General features: G+C 53.5%; 14 protein-coding genes, 1 tRNA gene and 1 rRNA gene. All 16 read left to right on the top strand.

The annotated features are described in order from the left end of the window. Positions 1-68: 68 nt before the first annotated feature. Positions 69-185, top strand: a 5S ribosomal RNA gene (rrf, locus tag AAC01S_RS12595). 11 nt (positions 186-196) lie between these two features. Next, a tRNA-Leu gene (locus AAC01S_RS12590) sits at positions 197-279 on the top strand. 419 nt (positions 280-698) lie between these two features. After that, positions 699-1,679, top strand: coding sequence for a substrate-binding domain-containing protein (locus AAC01S_RS12585; RefSeq protein WP_067622797.1), 981 nt, complete (start codon positions 699-701; stop codon positions 1,677-1,679). A gap of 44 nt (positions 1,680-1,723) precedes the next feature. Next, positions 1,724-3,103 carry a dipeptidase PepV gene (gene pepV, locus AAC01S_RS12580; protein WP_067622794.1) on the top strand — a complete coding sequence of 460 codons (1,380 nt, stop codon included), beginning with the start codon at positions 1,724-1,726 and terminating at the stop codon, positions 3,101-3,103. A 57-nt stretch (positions 3,104-3,160) separates the two neighbouring features. Continuing rightward, on the top strand, positions 3,161-3,781 hold the full coding sequence (locus AAC01S_RS12575) for an adaptor protein MecA (RefSeq protein ID WP_067622791.1): 621 nt from the start codon (positions 3,161-3,163) through the stop codon (positions 3,779-3,781). A gap of 138 nt (positions 3,782-3,919) precedes the next feature. After that, positions 3,920-5,197 (top strand): Glu/Leu/Phe/Val family dehydrogenase, encoded by a 1,278-nt coding sequence (locus AAC01S_RS12570; RefSeq protein ID WP_067622789.1) that lies wholly within the window; start codon positions 3,920-3,922, stop codon positions 5,195-5,197. Between the two features lie 462 nt (positions 5,198-5,659). Further along, positions 5,660-6,466, top strand: a complete 807-nt coding sequence (gene sleB, locus AAC01S_RS12560; protein WP_067622808.1) for a spore cortex-lytic enzyme — start codon at positions 5,660-5,662, stop codon at positions 6,464-6,466. A gap of 19 nt (positions 6,467-6,485) precedes the next feature. Further along, positions 6,486-7,769, top strand: coding sequence for a PepSY1/2 domain-containing protein (locus AAC01S_RS12555; RefSeq protein ID WP_067622784.1), 1,284 nt, complete (start codon positions 6,486-6,488; stop codon positions 7,767-7,769). Between the two features lie 69 nt (positions 7,770-7,838). Continuing rightward, positions 7,839-8,477, top strand: coding sequence for a flagellar brake protein (locus tag AAC01S_RS12550; RefSeq protein WP_067622782.1), 639 nt, complete (start codon positions 7,839-7,841; stop codon positions 8,475-8,477). A gap of 44 nt (positions 8,478-8,521) precedes the next feature. Next, on the top strand, positions 8,522-9,007 hold the full coding sequence (locus AAC01S_RS12545; RefSeq protein WP_067622779.1) for a hypothetical protein: 486 nt from the start codon (positions 8,522-8,524) through the stop codon (positions 9,005-9,007). 150 nt (positions 9,008-9,157) lie between these two features. Further along, positions 9,158-9,832 carry a (d)CMP kinase gene (cmk, locus tag AAC01S_RS12540; RefSeq protein ID WP_067622777.1) on the top strand — a complete coding sequence of 225 codons (675 nt, stop codon included), beginning with the start codon at positions 9,158-9,160 and terminating at the stop codon, positions 9,830-9,832. Continuing rightward, positions 9,822-10,418, top strand: a complete 597-nt coding sequence (locus AAC01S_RS18850) for a lysophospholipid acyltransferase family protein (RefSeq protein ID WP_083511759.1) — start codon at positions 9,822-9,824, stop codon at positions 10,416-10,418. Before cmk ends, AAC01S_RS18850 begins: the two co-directional genes overlap by 11 nt. 378 nt (positions 10,419-10,796) lie before the next feature. Then, on the top strand, positions 10,797-11,972 hold the full coding sequence (gene rpsA, locus AAC01S_RS12530) for a 30S ribosomal protein S1 (RefSeq protein WP_067622774.1): 1,176 nt from the start codon (positions 10,797-10,799) through the stop codon (positions 11,970-11,972). Between the two features lie 168 nt (positions 11,973-12,140). Beyond that, positions 12,141-12,704: a hypothetical protein gene (locus AAC01S_RS12525; protein ID WP_067622771.1), complete on the top strand. Its 564-nt coding sequence runs from the start codon at positions 12,141-12,143 to the stop codon at positions 12,702-12,704. 68 nt (positions 12,705-12,772) lie between these two features. Further along, positions 12,773-14,143, top strand: coding sequence for a DUF512 domain-containing protein (locus AAC01S_RS12520; RefSeq protein WP_169794044.1), 1,371 nt, complete (start codon positions 12,773-12,775; stop codon positions 14,141-14,143). Positions 14,144-14,172: 29 nt separating this feature from the next. Beyond that, complete coding sequence (gene der / locus AAC01S_RS12515) at positions 14,173-15,501, top strand: ribosome biogenesis GTPase Der (protein WP_067622768.1); 1,329 nt, start codon at positions 14,173-14,175, stop codon at positions 15,499-15,501. Positions 15,502-15,546 lie beyond the last annotated feature (45 nt).

The following is a 15,546-nucleotide window of genomic DNA, read 5'->3' as shown; positions in this document are numbered from 1 at the left end:
GGAATGCGTGAACACATCTGCAGGGCGGAGCCCGAAGCCGTGTGAGCGAATACCTGAGCGCCAAGCGGTCCGGTGACCATAGCGGAGGGGAAACACCCGTACCCATCCCGAACACGGACGTGAAGACCTCCAGCGCCGAGCATACTGAGAGGGAGACCTCTTGGGAACGTAGGTCGTTGCCGGGCGAGTGACATTTGCGGGTGTGGCGGAATTGGCAGACGCACCAGATTTAGGTTCTGGCGGGAAACCGTGGGGGTTCGAGTCCCTTCACCCGCACCATAATCTCCAAGAGGGTGGCCATGCTGCCCTCTTTTCCATTGGTTGCAGAAAACGATGGACATGGCCGCCAAGAGGCTTTGAATGACATAGCGGTTGACAAGGATCACAAGCTGGCGTGGCTGGTAATCCCGCTGCCTGTAAAGGTCGTTCTTAACTCAGCAAGACCGTCAACTGCGTATAAATTGCCATAATGATGTACAAACCAAACTGCCGGGGAGATCGTCCAGTTGCGTTGCAAACACGCAATTCGTGCGGTTTCAAGAACACATTTCCGGTGATGAAAAATGCAACGTAAAATTAAGTCCTTGACATTCATTGAAAAGAGCGGCTTCCTTGTCCGTTTTTGATTATAATAGGTATAGATTCTGGATTGGTATAGAGTGGAATGCCATAAGGCATGTGAAGGTGGAGGTGGCATCATGCCAGTAACCATTTATGATGTCGCACGTGAGGCGAAGGTTTCGATGGCAACCGTTTCACGAGTGATCAACGGTACTGCAGTAGTCAAGGATGATACCAAGAAGCGAGTACTAGATGCCATTTCGCGCCTTGGTTATAGACCGAACGCCGTCGCGCGCGGACTAGCCAGCAAGCGGACGAGAACCATCGGCGTGATCGTGCCAGACGTTTCGGCTGCTTTCGTCGCGGAGATGGTTCGCGGTATAGAAGACATTGCGAATATGTACGACTATAATATCATTCTGGTGAATTCGGACGCTCAAGTGGAGCGTGAGGTTAGCTTAGTTGGAACGATGTGGGAGAAACAGGTTGATGGCATTATTTATATGACCAATGTCCTGAGTTCTCAGGAAATCGATGCTTTTGAAGAAGCGCAGATTCCCGTCGTACTCTGCGCCACAGAGGATCCGGAGCGGAGAATTCCGTCTGTCAATATAGACAATTATCGCGCTGGCCGCGATGCTGTTCATTTTCTGTTGGAAAAGTCATGCAAGCGAATCGGCTTCGTGACGACGGATGAAGGGGAATCGGTCGTCGCTGATCGGAGGTTGCAGGGCGCGCGCAATCGTATGAGGGACATGGACCTGCATGTCATCCGAACGGGCAAAGGCCGATATGAAGTGGCATTGTCCAAAGTTCGTGAATATATTGAGTCTCAAGAGCTTGACGCAATCGTTGCAGCGTCCGATGAATTGGGGTTGGCAGCGATTCATGCCATCCAAGACATGGGCAAGCGGGTACCTGAGGATGTCAAGGTGATCGCTTTTGATAATACTCGACTCGCTACGATGGTCCGGCCGGAGATGACCGTCATCGCCCAACCTATGTACGATTTTGGCGCGGTTTCCATGCGACTGCTGACCAAACTGCTTCAAGACGAACCGGTGGAGAACTACTCTGTCACATTGCTTCATAACATCGTCGAGCGACAATCGACTTGATGAAGTCGATGGAAGCAGATATGTCACTTTGAAGGACTGGTTTCGTGGTTAACCAATTTGTACAGGAACGCCGAGAACAGATGATTTCTAGTCTGCAGGAACTTCTGCGTATTGAGAGCACGAAGGGGCATCCTGTGCCGGGAGGTCCATTTGGTGAAGGACCGGCCAAGGCACTGACATACATGCTTTCTTTCGCGGAATCATGGGGACTGCGAACCAAGAATCTGGATGGATATTGTGGATACGTTGAATATGGGGATACGGATGAATATATAGCTGTCCTGAGTCATCTCGATGTCGTGCCAGCTGGTGACGGCTGGACCTATCCGCCGTTTGACGCGACGATAGTCAATGGAAAAGTCTATGCGCGTGGCGCGATCGACGACAAAGGGCCCGCGATGAGCACACTTTGGTCTCTTATCGCGTTGAAAGAACTTGGGGTGAAACCGAAGCGCAAAATTCGCCTCATTTTCGGTCTCGATGAAGAATCCGAATGGAAGTGCATGGATTACTATTTTCGTTACGAGCCGAAGCCTCTCGGGGGATTCACGCCCGATGCTCATTTTCCACTGATTTACGCGGAAAAAGGCTTGGCCACGCTGCGGATAGAAGTACCTGCGGACGCTGAATCCATGGCTGCCCAGGTGCTGCAATTTTCAGGGGGCGAACGTTTTAATGTCGTTCCGGATCGAGCTGTGGCAACCATCGACTGCCACTCCGAAACCGCCGCCCAGGAATACGGGGTGAAGCTGCGTAAAGCGATCCGGGATCTGCAGTTGAACGCGCATATCGAACTCGAAGAGAGCAGATTGTCCATCGTGATCGAGGGAAAATCCGCGCACGCTTCCCGACCGGAAACCGGTGTGAACGCGATCCTTCGGATGGCGCAACTGCTCAGCGGCGGAACCGTCTCGAACTCTTCGATGTGGCGAACCGTGAGCGCATGGGATGTGTCGGGCCGGGCCTTGGGAATCGATGGCGCTGACGAGGATACCGGTCCGCTGACGATGGCGCTGACGAAAGCTGAACTGCGCGAGGACGTGTTTCAGTTCTTTATCAACATCCGCTTTCCGGTCACGCACAACGTGGAACAGATCGTTGAGACTGCGAAGACCTATCTGCCGGATAAGTGGCACGTCTCGTTGGTCGAACATCTGGCGCCGCTGCGGGTCGATCCCGACTCGCCTGTCGTCGCGGAACTGATGAAGGTGTATCGTTCGTTTTTCGACGACGATCTCGGACCAGAAACGACCGGCGGTGCGACTTACGCGCGAACGATTCCGAACGCGGTCGCGTTCGGCGCGTTGTTTCCGGGAAAATCGGGCTTGGCGCATGAACCGGATGAATATTGGGAACTCGATGATTATCTGACATGTATTGAAATCTACGCGGAAGCCATGACACGCCTCGCGAATTCGTTATAATATAGATCAAATCGGTTCCAATGGCGGCCACACTGCGGATAGAGGAGGGAACGCCGAATGAGAGTGGAACGGATAGCCAGGGATAAAGTTCGTATCTTTATCAGTTACGATGATCTCGAGGAACGCGGGATTGATCGGGATGAAATTTGGCATAATGGCAAAAAGGTTCAAGATTTGTTTTGGGATATGATGGAGACCGCCTACATGGAAGTCGGTTTTGAAATCGCGGGTCCTATTTCTGTTGAGGCGTTCACGATGCCAACCGAAGGTGTGGTAGTCATTGTCACTCGCATTCCGGCCATTCCTGGTTCAAGCCAGGACGATGACGATGCGGACGATGACGATGAGGCAACGCTGATTCACCACCGCAATCCCAGTTATTCGAGTTCAATCGGGACAAATTTGATTTACGCGTACGACGATTTTGACGATCTCATCGCCGCTTGCCATACATTGGTGGAATATGATCTGGAGAGCACACTGTATCGGTATAAAGACATGTATGAATTGGTTGTGACCGATCCTTTGGTCTCTGAAACATACCATACCATCGCCTCACTGATGGCGGAGTATGGCCGGATGAGCAGTTCGACGGAAGCGGTTTTGAAGGAATATGGCACCGAGATCATTGGCGAAAACGCCGTGAAATCGATTGTCGAGCGCTTTCCATTGCTTTAACGCCCATGGAGTAACTAGTTCGACTAGTTGCTCCATTTTTCTCGTAGGCGTTTTCTTTTGCAGGGCGAACATGCAGTGTATACTATAGTTTGTGTTTGTCCTATATGTTTTCATATTCCACAAAGGTGGTCAGGTTTTGTGACACAAGCAGAATCCACTTCGTCTTCGAAAGAAGCCATTAAGCCAAATATTTTGGATGAGACACAGGAAGTCATTGCGCAAGCGTTTGATGTACTCGGATATGATCGACAAGTGTACGACACTTTGAAATCTCCGCTTCGCGTTTTGACGGTGCGTTTTCCGGTCAAGATGGACGACGGGACGGTCAAAGTGTTCACAGGTTATCGCGCTCAACACAATGATGCTGTCGGCCCTACCAAAGGCGGAGTCCGTCTGCATCCCGATGTCACACAATCGGAAATTGAAGCATTGGCCATCTGGATGTCGATTCGTTGTGGGATTGCGGATCTTCCTTTCGGCGGAGGAAAGGGAGGCATCGTGTGCGATCCGCGAGACATGTCGTTCGGCGAGATCGAGCGGGTGAGCCGCGCCTACGTTCGGGCGATCAGTCAGATTGTCGGTCCAACGAAGGATATACCGGCTCCGGACGTGTTCAGCAATTCGCAAAACATGGCGTGGATGATGGATGAATACGCGCGTCTCCGCGAACACGACAGCTCCGGTTTCATCACGGGCAAGCCGCTGGTGTTGGGCGGAACTCGAGGACGTGAAGGTGCGTCAGCCCGCGGTGTTGCTATCACAATACAGGAAGCCGCGAACGTGCGAGGAATTTCTTTAGAGGGCGCACGTGTGATTGTACAGGGATTTGGGAATACAGGATCCTACTTAGCCAAGTTCCTATACGATGCTGGCGCTGTGGTGGTTGGGATTTCCGACGCTTATGGAGCGCTGTACCGAGAAACTGGATTGAATGTCGATGAACTGCTGGAACGCCGCGATTCGTTCGGGACGGTTACCAGATTGTATCGCGACAGCATCACCAACAAAGAACTGCTGGAAATGCCGTGCGACATTCTCGTTCCTGCGGCGACGGAAAATCAAATTAACGCAGAGAACGCGGGCCGCATCAAGGCATCGATTGTCGTCGAGGCAACGAGCGGTGCGACGACGGCGGAAGCGACGGATGTACTGACCGAACGAGATGTGTTGGTGGTTCCGGACATCGTTTCGAATTCGGGCGATGTGATTGTTTCCTACTTCGAGTGGGTGCAAAATAATCAAGGGTATTATTGGGACGAAGCTGAAGTTCATTCTCGTTTGGACGCTCGCATGAGGACAAGCTTTCACCGAGTGTACCAAGCGTCTGCCAAATATGGTGTCAGTATGCGACTCGCAGCGTATATCGTCGCCGTTCAAAAGCTGGCTGAGGCCGTTCGCTGGCGCGGATGGGTGTGATATGTGCGCGAGCGCGTTACACATTGATTGTCGTAGATAGGGGGGTCATCAATGCGTTCCGATACGTTGATAACGACTCCGCTGCAAGAACCGGCCATCGCGGTCGTAAATCGAATCAAGGTGCACATTCGATGTCGAAACTGCGGTGAGACATTTATTTTGCGCGGTGTAAGAGATATGAAGGGCCATATTGAAACAGGATTTAAGAAGTGCTTGTGCGATAATGATCGCGATTTTGACATTGAGCCACTCGCATAGCGAGTGGCTCAATGTTGCTCACAATAAACGAGTTCGTAAAACAAGCGCGTGCGATTGCTCAAAAATATGCCTGCGGACAGCAGGCATATTTTTTTTTTGAATTCAAATAATACGTGCCGTACGCAATGCCTTAGTCTCTGATGGAAGGAAGAGGGTTCAGTGCATAATGGACTCCTGCGTTTTCGCTGCGTATTTCGAGTTGCCATGGTACTGGCGCTGGTCGGCTGTGCGACGCCATTCGCCAAACCAGCGACGGTACAAGCATTTACGGCTCGGAACCTGATTTACGGAAGTCAAGGTTACGACGTCAACGAGCTGCAGGGCAGACTTCACCTTCTCGGTTACTATTGGGGAAAAAATGACGGCATCTTCGGTTGGAAGACGTATTGGTCAGTACGAACTTTTCAATACAATTTTGGACTGCCCGTCACGGGCGATGTCGACATGAAGACCAAAATGAAGCTTGTCAGCGCAACGCCGAACTGGAACGTCAGCATGGACGGCAATGGCCCTGAGACATCCGGTTCAAGTTCGACGCAAGGGACGGCAGGCACTACGCAGGCAAGTGCCTCCAGTCCAACGCCAGCCAGTGGAACACAGCCTTCGCCAGCTGCGTCGGCAGTGGCTGCGGGTTTTTCCACAAGCATCGACGGCATCAGCCCGAATGATCTCAACCTGATGGCACACGTCGTGTACGGTGAAGCGCGCGGAGAATCATTTGAAGGTCAGGTTGCCATTGCTGCGGTCATCATGAACCGGTTGAAGGATCCAAAATTCCCACGCACCATTCCAGGTATCATCTATGCGCCTGGAGCATTTGACGCAGTTTCAGATGGACAAGTAAACCTGCAACCGGATGCGGAGGCGCGAGAAGCAGTCGCTGAGGCTGTGGAAGGGTGGGATCCGACCCACGGCGCACTGTTCTACTTCAATCCAGCCAAGACGAACAATGCCTGGATGTGGGCGCGTCCCGAAATTATTACCATTGGGCACCACATCTTCACATCCTAAATCATAGGAGGAACCGCATGTGAACCATCGAACAACCTGGTGGACTGTAACGGGCATCGCAGCAGTGTTGGTCATAGGCGGATCGGCGTACGCTTGGGGACATCGGGAACAACTTCGGCAACAACAGATGACCACGATGGTCAATGTGCAATACTCTGGCGCGTTCCATCAATCTGTCGCCGATATGCAGAATTTACGCGACGCCTTGGCCGCTTGCGCAGTCACGAATGATCGCGCTTCGTTCCTTGCCCATCTCAGCGACGCGGCGAAATATGCGTATGCGACCCAGAACGATCTCGACAGGCTGCCAAATCAAAATCAGACAGATCGCCACTTTGCGTTGTACCTGAGGCAGGTCGACAATCAAGTCGAATCTTGGCTTCGACAGGACCAAGGGCCGACACCGGCGGTCCACTCGCAAGTGCAAGCCATGTATAACACGTCTTCGTCCGCTGTCGACGAAATGAACCAAATCTCAGAGCGTGTGGTGTCGCCGGGATGGACTTGGACGGACGGGGGACAAACCGCATCGATGGCAAGCACAGGGATGAGTCGGATGGACGAAGCGATGGGGGCAATTGTGCGACAGAAACAACTTGCTCCAACCCAGACGACCGTCCAACAAACGAAGATCAGTCGCCCAACCGTCGCCAAGACGAAAGCGATCAATGTTGTCGCGAAGGCTGTCAACGCGTCCAATACACAGTCGTGGCAAGCTTCACTGCAAACCAAAGGTCAGGGAGCGCCGTTTTACACGGTCACAGGCCGCCTCGGCAACGATACGCTGCATGCGGAAGTTTCAGCGAAGGATGGTCGACTTCTGTCGCTGCATTGGGATCGGCCGACTCCCACGGCAAGTCGATACGACTTTGCGCAAGCCGCCCAGGACGCAAAGGCGTGGCTTCGCAGAATGGGGTATACAAACGTCGTTCGCTCCAATGGGTACGAGATCGATCACGATGCGCGTTTCACCTTTCAACCCGTCATCAGCGGCTACACGGTGTACGGCTCTTCGATCCATGTCACCGTCGCTTTGGACAACGGACAAGTGGTTGGTTTTTATGAAACAGGCAGTTTGCCCCCGGCAAACTGGAAGATGCCCAAACTAAACATGACGGCAGGGAAACTGGAAAACAAACTGAGCAGTTCATTCCATGTTCAAACGACGGAGAACGTCATCTGGAAAGATCAGAATGGAAGCTGGGTTCCTGCGATCATCTATGACGGTTCCTTGCAAGACGAACCATACAGAGTCGTGCTCGACGCTCGCAACGGAAGCGAATTATTTGTCGGACGGCTGTAACGGAACCGCTCATGTGCACCCTCAACCTGTGTATAATGGACACAGAGCAGTTAGAGGGGGATTTGTCGTATGCCGGTCACACCGCACGTAGGAACTTCGGTAAGGCTTCGAATAGAGGGAGACACGGTACACTACAAATCCCGTGTTGCGGACGTGAGCGAGGAATTTTTGTTTATCGATGTACCTACCCATCCGTTCACCATGAAAGATATGGAGATCCAATTAGACACGAAGGTGCGCCTCGAATACGCCGCGTCGGAAAGCGACGTATACCAGTACTCATCGCCCATTTTGGGTATTGCGTATATTCCGACGGCGGCTGTTCGACTGTTGTCGCCGGAGCGGGCTGATGATTTGGAACGAATCCAGCGGCGGGAGTATTTTCGCATCTCCATTGATACCAGGGTTAAACTCCAGGTGGAGCGGACAAATCAGGAATACGTCACGCAGTCGCTCGACATCAGCGGCGGTGGACTCGCTGTGATCGATAAGACGCGTTTGGACGTTGAACCGGGCGACATCGTCTTCGTATCACTCGTCTTGCCCTACATCGAATTCAAGCTCGATATTCCGTGTCAAGTTGTTCGGCAGAGCGAAGATGAACTTGGGAATTTCATCACCTCCATGAGGTTTGTCGATATTAAAGAGAGAGAACGAGATCAAGTCATCCGTTACACCTTTATGCGGCAACGCGCATTGAAACGGTGAATAGATATCATGTCCATGCATACGTTAGCCATGGAGGGATGTCCATGGCTGGCAAAACACCTGAACGACACAGATTGGTCGAGTGGTTTGATGGATGGATGGTTCCAATTGCGTTTGCAGTTGTGTGTATACTCGTACTGGTTCAAGCTTTAGGCGTGGTTCCGTCGGTGCGAGCCGCGATGGATCGGGCTGAGGGTCGTTTTGTGGCAGTACAAGCCAGCGCCCAACCACCGTCTTTGCAAAATGTTTCCGGCGCCATCACGCTGACGCTCGATTCGCCGGATCAAGCTTCGCATATCGTCGTTTACCGAAACGGCGTGTCGTTAGGCACATTTACCACAAACCAAATGGGTGTGCTGCTTCACAACGGCGATACGATCACGTTTCGCGACACAACGCCAAACGGTCCCCAGGTTGCCATCTATGTCACCAACGATAACCAGAACCTGCTTCTGCCAGCGTCCGGCCAGACGGCCTGGCTGGGTAACGGAGTCGCGACCGCGTCGCTTGGAAAAACGGAATTCATGTGACCCTGTCGGCATCTGCAACGATCCGATTGAACAACCGTTGCCGCCTGTGATACAGTCGAGGTGAATAGGTACTACAATACATTCAAGAGCCTAAGGTGGGGCCGAGAGCGCTACTTTTTTGTGTGGTTCCAGAATGAAGGGGATGGCAACATGATGCCAGTGAGCATCGCGATTGATGGGCCCGCTGGCGCCGGGAAGAGCACCGTGGCGAGGATGGTCGCAAAGCGCTTGAATTGGATGTACGTCGATACAGGCGCGATGTACCGAGCCATCGCGTTTTTGTGCGCTCGGAGCGGTGTCGATCCGGAAGACGCCCAGGAAGTCGAAGCGATTCTTCAACAGCACGAGATCGAATTTGAAGAGGGCAGTGACGGTGGACTGCGCGTGTTTGTCGACGGATCGGACGTGACCGATCACTTGCGCGATCCCGATGTCAGCTCGTTGGTTTCGGCGGTGGCGGCGCACGGCGCGGTTCGCGACAGGTTGACTGAATGGCAGCGAGCCTTTGCGAAGCGTTATTCCGTCGTCATGGACGGTCGAGACATTGGCACCGTCGTGCTGCCGAATGCGGCCGTGAAGGTCTTTTTGACCGCGCAACCAGAGGAACGAGCAAGACGTCGGCAGTCGGAGTTTCTCCAACAAGGATTCCACGTTCCGTTGGATGAGATTGTGCAAAGTGTCATCGAGCGTGATCGGCGAGACAGTGAACGTGAAATCGCGCCGTTGCGTCAGGCTGAAGACGCTGTTCGCATCGATTCTACGAACAAGACTGTGGAGCAGATTGTGGATCAAATTCTTCAACTGGTGGCTGCACATGTCAGATAACCTGAGCCACGATCGACCTAATACATGGATTTATCGGCTGGCGCACACCGTCGTTTCGTCGTACTTTCGCCTGTTCTACCGTATTCGGGTGGAGGGCCTTGAGAACGTGCCGCGCCGCGGCGGCGTCATTCTGGCCTCAAACCACCTGAGCAACTTCGATCCGCCGCTCATCGGCATCGTTGTCCCTCGCTATATTCGGTTTATGGGCAAGGCGGAGCTTTTCTCGCTGAGACCTATCGCAAAACTTTTCTCCAGTCTCGGCGGGTTCCCAATTCATCGAGGTAAAATCGACAGACAAGCCATCCGAACAGCGATTGACATTGTACAGACCGGCGGTTGTCTGGTGATGTTTCCGGAAGGGCATCGATCGCGCACAGGTGAACTTGGCGAGTTAATGCCAGGTATTCTCTCCATCGCCAAGAAATCTGGCGGTTTGGTGGTACCCACCGCCATTGTCGGCCGCTATCGAATGTTTGGCTCACTGACAGTGAAATTTGGCAGTCCGATAGCGCCTGAAGAGTTTTCGTCTGAAGACGGGTTGGACCGATTGGCAGCGTCGCTGCGGAATTTAATCGCGGCGGGGTGATTCCTGCACTACATAGAATACCACCGCGATTCATGATCGATTTTCCAATACTCAGTGGTCTATGGTAAAGTAGTATTGGTCAGATTCGTGTGGTTCATTACCTGTTTGAACCAGAGAAAACCGCTTCCGTTCGAGGAGTGGCAGTCTCGCGTCGGCATCAAATTTGCATCTGCCGTCCTAGGCGGTGGATTCCGGGACGTTTAGAATAGGAAATTTTGTCTCGACGAACGGTTTTTCCTGAGTGCGTTTTTGGCATTCTAAATGCATGTCGTTCGATGGAATGGCCGTCTTGCCCAGGTGCTGCCGAACACGAATGAACGCCGACTCCTGTCGAGCGTTACCACCATACAACTGACGAGGGAACAGGAGGCAACAAGCATGTCTGAGGATTTGCGTGAAATGCTTACAGAACAAGAAGTACACGAGGGTGACGTGGTGTCCGGCGAGGTGACCGCCGTCGACGATAATGGGGTTACAGTTGCACTGTCACATGGATTCGAAGGCCATATTGCGCCGCAAGAATTGTCCGCGGTACCTGGAGTGAATCCGACGGAAATCGTTCAGGTCGGGGAACAAGTCAGCGCTGTTGTGCTGAAAATCGACATGGAATCCGGGCAGGTCACCCTGTCCAAGCGCCGCGTGGAACAAACCGCAGCGTGGGACCGCATGAAGGATCTGTTGGAGAGCGGTGAACCCATCGAAGTGGAAATCCGCGACGTGGTCAAAGGCGGACTGGTCGCTGACGTAGGTGTACGAGCATTTATTCCGGCTTCATTGGTGGATCGGCGCTTTGTCGAGGATTTGAGCGAGTTTAAAGGCAAGACATTGCGCGTGAAAGTCGTTGAAGTGGATCCGGAGAAAAACAAGTTGATTCTGTCGCGCAAAGCCGTTCTTGAAGTCGAAGGGGAGGAGCAGGCCAAGGCATTGATGTCCAACCTGCACGTTGGCGACGTGATTGAAGGTACCGTCCAACGTTTGACCGATTTTGGCGCATTCGTGGATGTCGGCGGCGCCGATGGACTGGTCCACATTTCGGAACTGTCGTTTACGCACGTCAACCATCCTTCTGAAGTCGTCAACGAGGGGGATCGCGTGAAGGTTCGCGTACTGCGTGTCGATCCCGACGCGGGCCGCATCTCGCTTTCTATCAAAGCGGCGTTGCCGGAACCGTGGGAAGCGCACGCGAACGACTATCACCCTGGCGATGTGGTTCAAGGCGTCGTGAAGCGCGTGGTGGACTTTGGCGCGTTTGTTGAACTTCAACCTGGTCTCGAAGGTCTCGTTCATGTGTCCCAAATTTCTAACGATCACGTCGCACACGCGTCGGACGTTCTCGAACCGGGCCAAGAGGTTACCGTTCGCGTGCTGAGCGTTGAGCCGGAGCGCCGCCGCATCTCCTTGTCGATGCGGGAACCGAATGCAGCGCCGCGCGAAAATGCCGGCGGCAACAACCGTCGTCGCGAGCAACGCCGTCCAGTGGAGCGTGTCGAAGACAACAGCTCGAATGGAACCGGCGCAACGCTTGGCGATCTATTCGGCGACTTGTTCAAATAAAATCGCGATAAATCCATCCGGTTCAAGAGGGCTGCTCCTATGCGAGCAGCCTTTTTTGCACGGGTGCGTTCGTTCTGTGCGGATTGCCCCATTGCGTCAGGATCCATGGATGGATAGATTTGCGTGTCACATCGCATACTCCCCATAGATTGGAAAGGAGTATGCGTGTTGGTTTCCATCTGGCTCTTGCCATGCGTGACCGCATTATTTCTCTGGCCGCCCAGCTCTTCACGCCGAACATCTGTATGCTACCGCATCGCCTGTGCAGCCTACCTATGCATGTTGTCCGTCCTGCATGGCGTCACACCGAGTTGGGCCCTATCGCTGCCTGCTGGCTTTGCGGCGGTGATTCACCTGTTGCATGGGTATCCCACAGGAGCCAAACGATTGTGCAGAGCCGTCGGCGCCGTGTTGATTCTCCTGCTTCTCGATTGGCAATTTGAGCGGCGCATGTCCTTATTCCACCCGTTTCATCTGCCATTTACACTGTTGGAATCCATCTTTCTGCTGTTGAGTGTAGCGATGTTGGCGGAAAGGATTCCTCAGACGCTCTTTCTTTGGTCTGCCGTCTTTCTCGTCCAGTTCACAGGTTCATGGCTGACCGATCAGCTTCCCACGGATGGCTCGATCACGTTCTGGCTGGTCGAGCTCGGCCTTTCTTGTCTGCTGTCGATTCGACAGTTTGCCGCAAGCCGTCCGATGAGCGACGGCATCACGCGTTCCGACGGCTGATTTGACGATACTTTGCCTATATTGCATAATGTAAAGTTGTACGTAAAGCGGTCTAAGGAGGTGCAAACTTGCCGATCATCAAAGAAGTGAAGCCTGGCTCTTTGGCCGAAGAACTGGAATTGGTTCCTGGCGACGAAATTCTCAAGATCAATGGAATCGATATCAAGGACATTGTAGACGTGCAGTTTGCCCTCGCCGACGAATTGATCAACATCGAGCTTCGTCGTCAAAACGGCGAACTGTGGGAACTCGAAGTAGAAAAAGACTACGACGAAGGCCTTGGCGTCGAATGGGAGCACCCGACGGTCGACAAGGTTCATTTGTGTCATAATAAATGCATTTTTTGCTTTGTCGACCAAATCCCTGGACAGATGAGAAAGACGCTCAACGTACGCGACGACGATTATCGCCTGTCGTTTCTGCACGGCAATTTTGTCACGTTGACCAACTTGAAAGAGGGCGAACTCGAACGAATCGTTCGCCTCAAGATGTCGCCGTTGAACATCTCGGTGCACACGACCAATCCGCAGTTGCGCGTGCGGATGTTGGCGAACAAGAAGTCGGGCGAAATTCTCAACCAGATTGCCTATCTCGCAGAGCATGGCATCGAGATGAACACGCAGATCGTCCTCTGTCCGGAGTGGAACGACGGAGACGAGTTGGATCGAACCATTCGGGATCTATACCCGTTCTATCCAGCCGTCAAGACGCTTTCCGTCGTGCCCGTCGGCCTCACCAAACACCGCCGCGGGCTGCACAAATTGCGGGGCTGCACGCCAGAAGAGGCAAAGCGCGTGGTCGAACAGGTGCATGCTTGGCACGAGTTCCTGCGGCCGAAACTGCGGACGTCCTTCGTGCATGCGGCGGATGAGTTCTATGTCATGGCCGGATTGACTGTGCCGAGTTCCGATTACTATGACGACTTTTCCCAGATTGAGAACGGCGTCGGCGTGATTCGCACATTCCTCGACGAGATCGACGAGGCCTTTCCGAAGGCCCCGAAACAGCTTCAGACATCTCGCCGCAAGGTCGGAATCATCACCAGCGTATCGGCCGAACAGACGATTCGAAATTCGCTCAGGCGACTGGATGACGTTCATGGCCTGCACTACGAGGTCTTCCCGATAGTCAATCATTTTTACGGGAACAATGTATCTGTCGCCGGTCTGTTGACTGGTACGGATATTACGAGTCAACTGGCGGGCAAAGTGGCCCATCTGGATACCTTGTTGCTGCCAGATATCATGCTGAAGGATGATGAAGATATCTGCCTCGACGACTATCGGGTCGAGGACATCCAGAAGGCGTTGGATGTCAAGGTGACAGTCGTACCTGCCACGGGCATGGGATTGTTGTACGGCACCTTGGGCTACACCCAGAGTTTGCCGCCGCGTCGCCGATACGAAGCGACGCTGAAGAACGCTGTTGGCCTCGATTAAGATCACGGTTGTCGGAAGGGAATATTGCTATGTCTATGCCGGTCGTTGCGATTGTTGGACGTGCCAACGTCGGGAAATCCACGCTGTTTAATCGATTGATTGGTGAGCGGGTGTCCATCGTCGAAGATGTGCCCGGAGTGACCCGAGATCGAATCTACTCAAAGGCCGAATGGAACGGAGTCGGGTTCCACCTCATTGACACGGGCGGCATCGAAATGGACGAGGAAGACGAATTTGGAAATTTAATTCGCATTCAAGCCCAGTTGGCCATCGACGAAGCGGATGTGATTATCTTCCTGGTCGATGGCCGCAACGGTCTGGCGGTTCAGGACGAGTATGTGGCGGAGTTTTTGCGCAAGTCCAAGAAGCCAGTGGTTCTCGGTGTCAATAAGCTCGATCACGTCAGCCACCACGCGGCAGCGTACGAGTTTTACAAACTCGGTTTCGGCGATCCCATCCCGATCTCGTCCGAGCATGGCATGGGGACCGGCGACCTGCTCGACGCGGTCGTCGACGCCTTGCCCAAACTGCCCGCGGACGAGATCGACGAAGATGCCATTCGCGTGGCGTTCATCGGTCGTCCGAACGTCGGCAAATCGAGCTTGGTCAATCGCCTGTTGGGTGCAAACCGCGTGATGGTCAGCGACGTGGCTGGCACAACGCGCGACGCGATCGACACCCCGTTTGTCCACGACGGTCAGAAATTCGTGTTGGTCGACACCGCAGGTGTTCGCCGGCGGGGTAAAGTCTACGAAAATATCGAAAAGTACAGCGTTCTGCGGGCGTTGAGAGCGATTGAGCGGACCGATGTGGCGTTCGTCGTGATCGATGCGGAACGAGGCATCGCTGAACAGGACAAACGCGTGGCTGGCTACGCCCTTGATGCCGGGTGCGCCATCGCGTTTCTCGTGAACAAGTGGGACGCTGTCGAAAAGGATGACAAGACGGCGCACCGCTTCGAGGAAGAACTGAGAAGCCACTTTCCGTTTATGCGGTGGGCGCCGGTCCTGTTCGTGTCGGCGTTGACTGGACAACGTGTGACGCGCATACTCGATTTAGCCAAAGAGATCGCCGAGAATCATGTGATGCGCGTTCAGACGTCCGCGCTGAACCGCGTTCTGGCGGACGCCCAGGTGTCCGTTGCGCCGCCTTCCAGCAAGGGGCGCAAATTGAAAGTCTACTACGGCACGCAGGCGTCCGTTCGTCCGCCTACATTCATTATCTTCGTGAACGACGCGGAACTGTCACATTTTTCGTACGAGCGATATTTGGAAAATCAATTGCGCGAAGCATTTGGCTTTCAAGGCACGCCTATTCGCATCCGGATGCGGACGCGATCCCAAGATGCGGAAACTTGAACGAACGCTTCGAACGTGAACGTCTGGCGGGATAGGTTGCCGCGC

Source organism: Alicyclobacillus acidiphilus NBRC 100859, assembly GCF_001544355.1.
Lineage (GTDB): Bacteria > Bacillota > Bacilli > Alicyclobacillales > Alicyclobacillaceae > Alicyclobacillus > Alicyclobacillus acidiphilus.
Note: the sequence above shows the minus strand (reverse complement) of the source record. Positions and strands in the feature narration are given on the sequence as shown.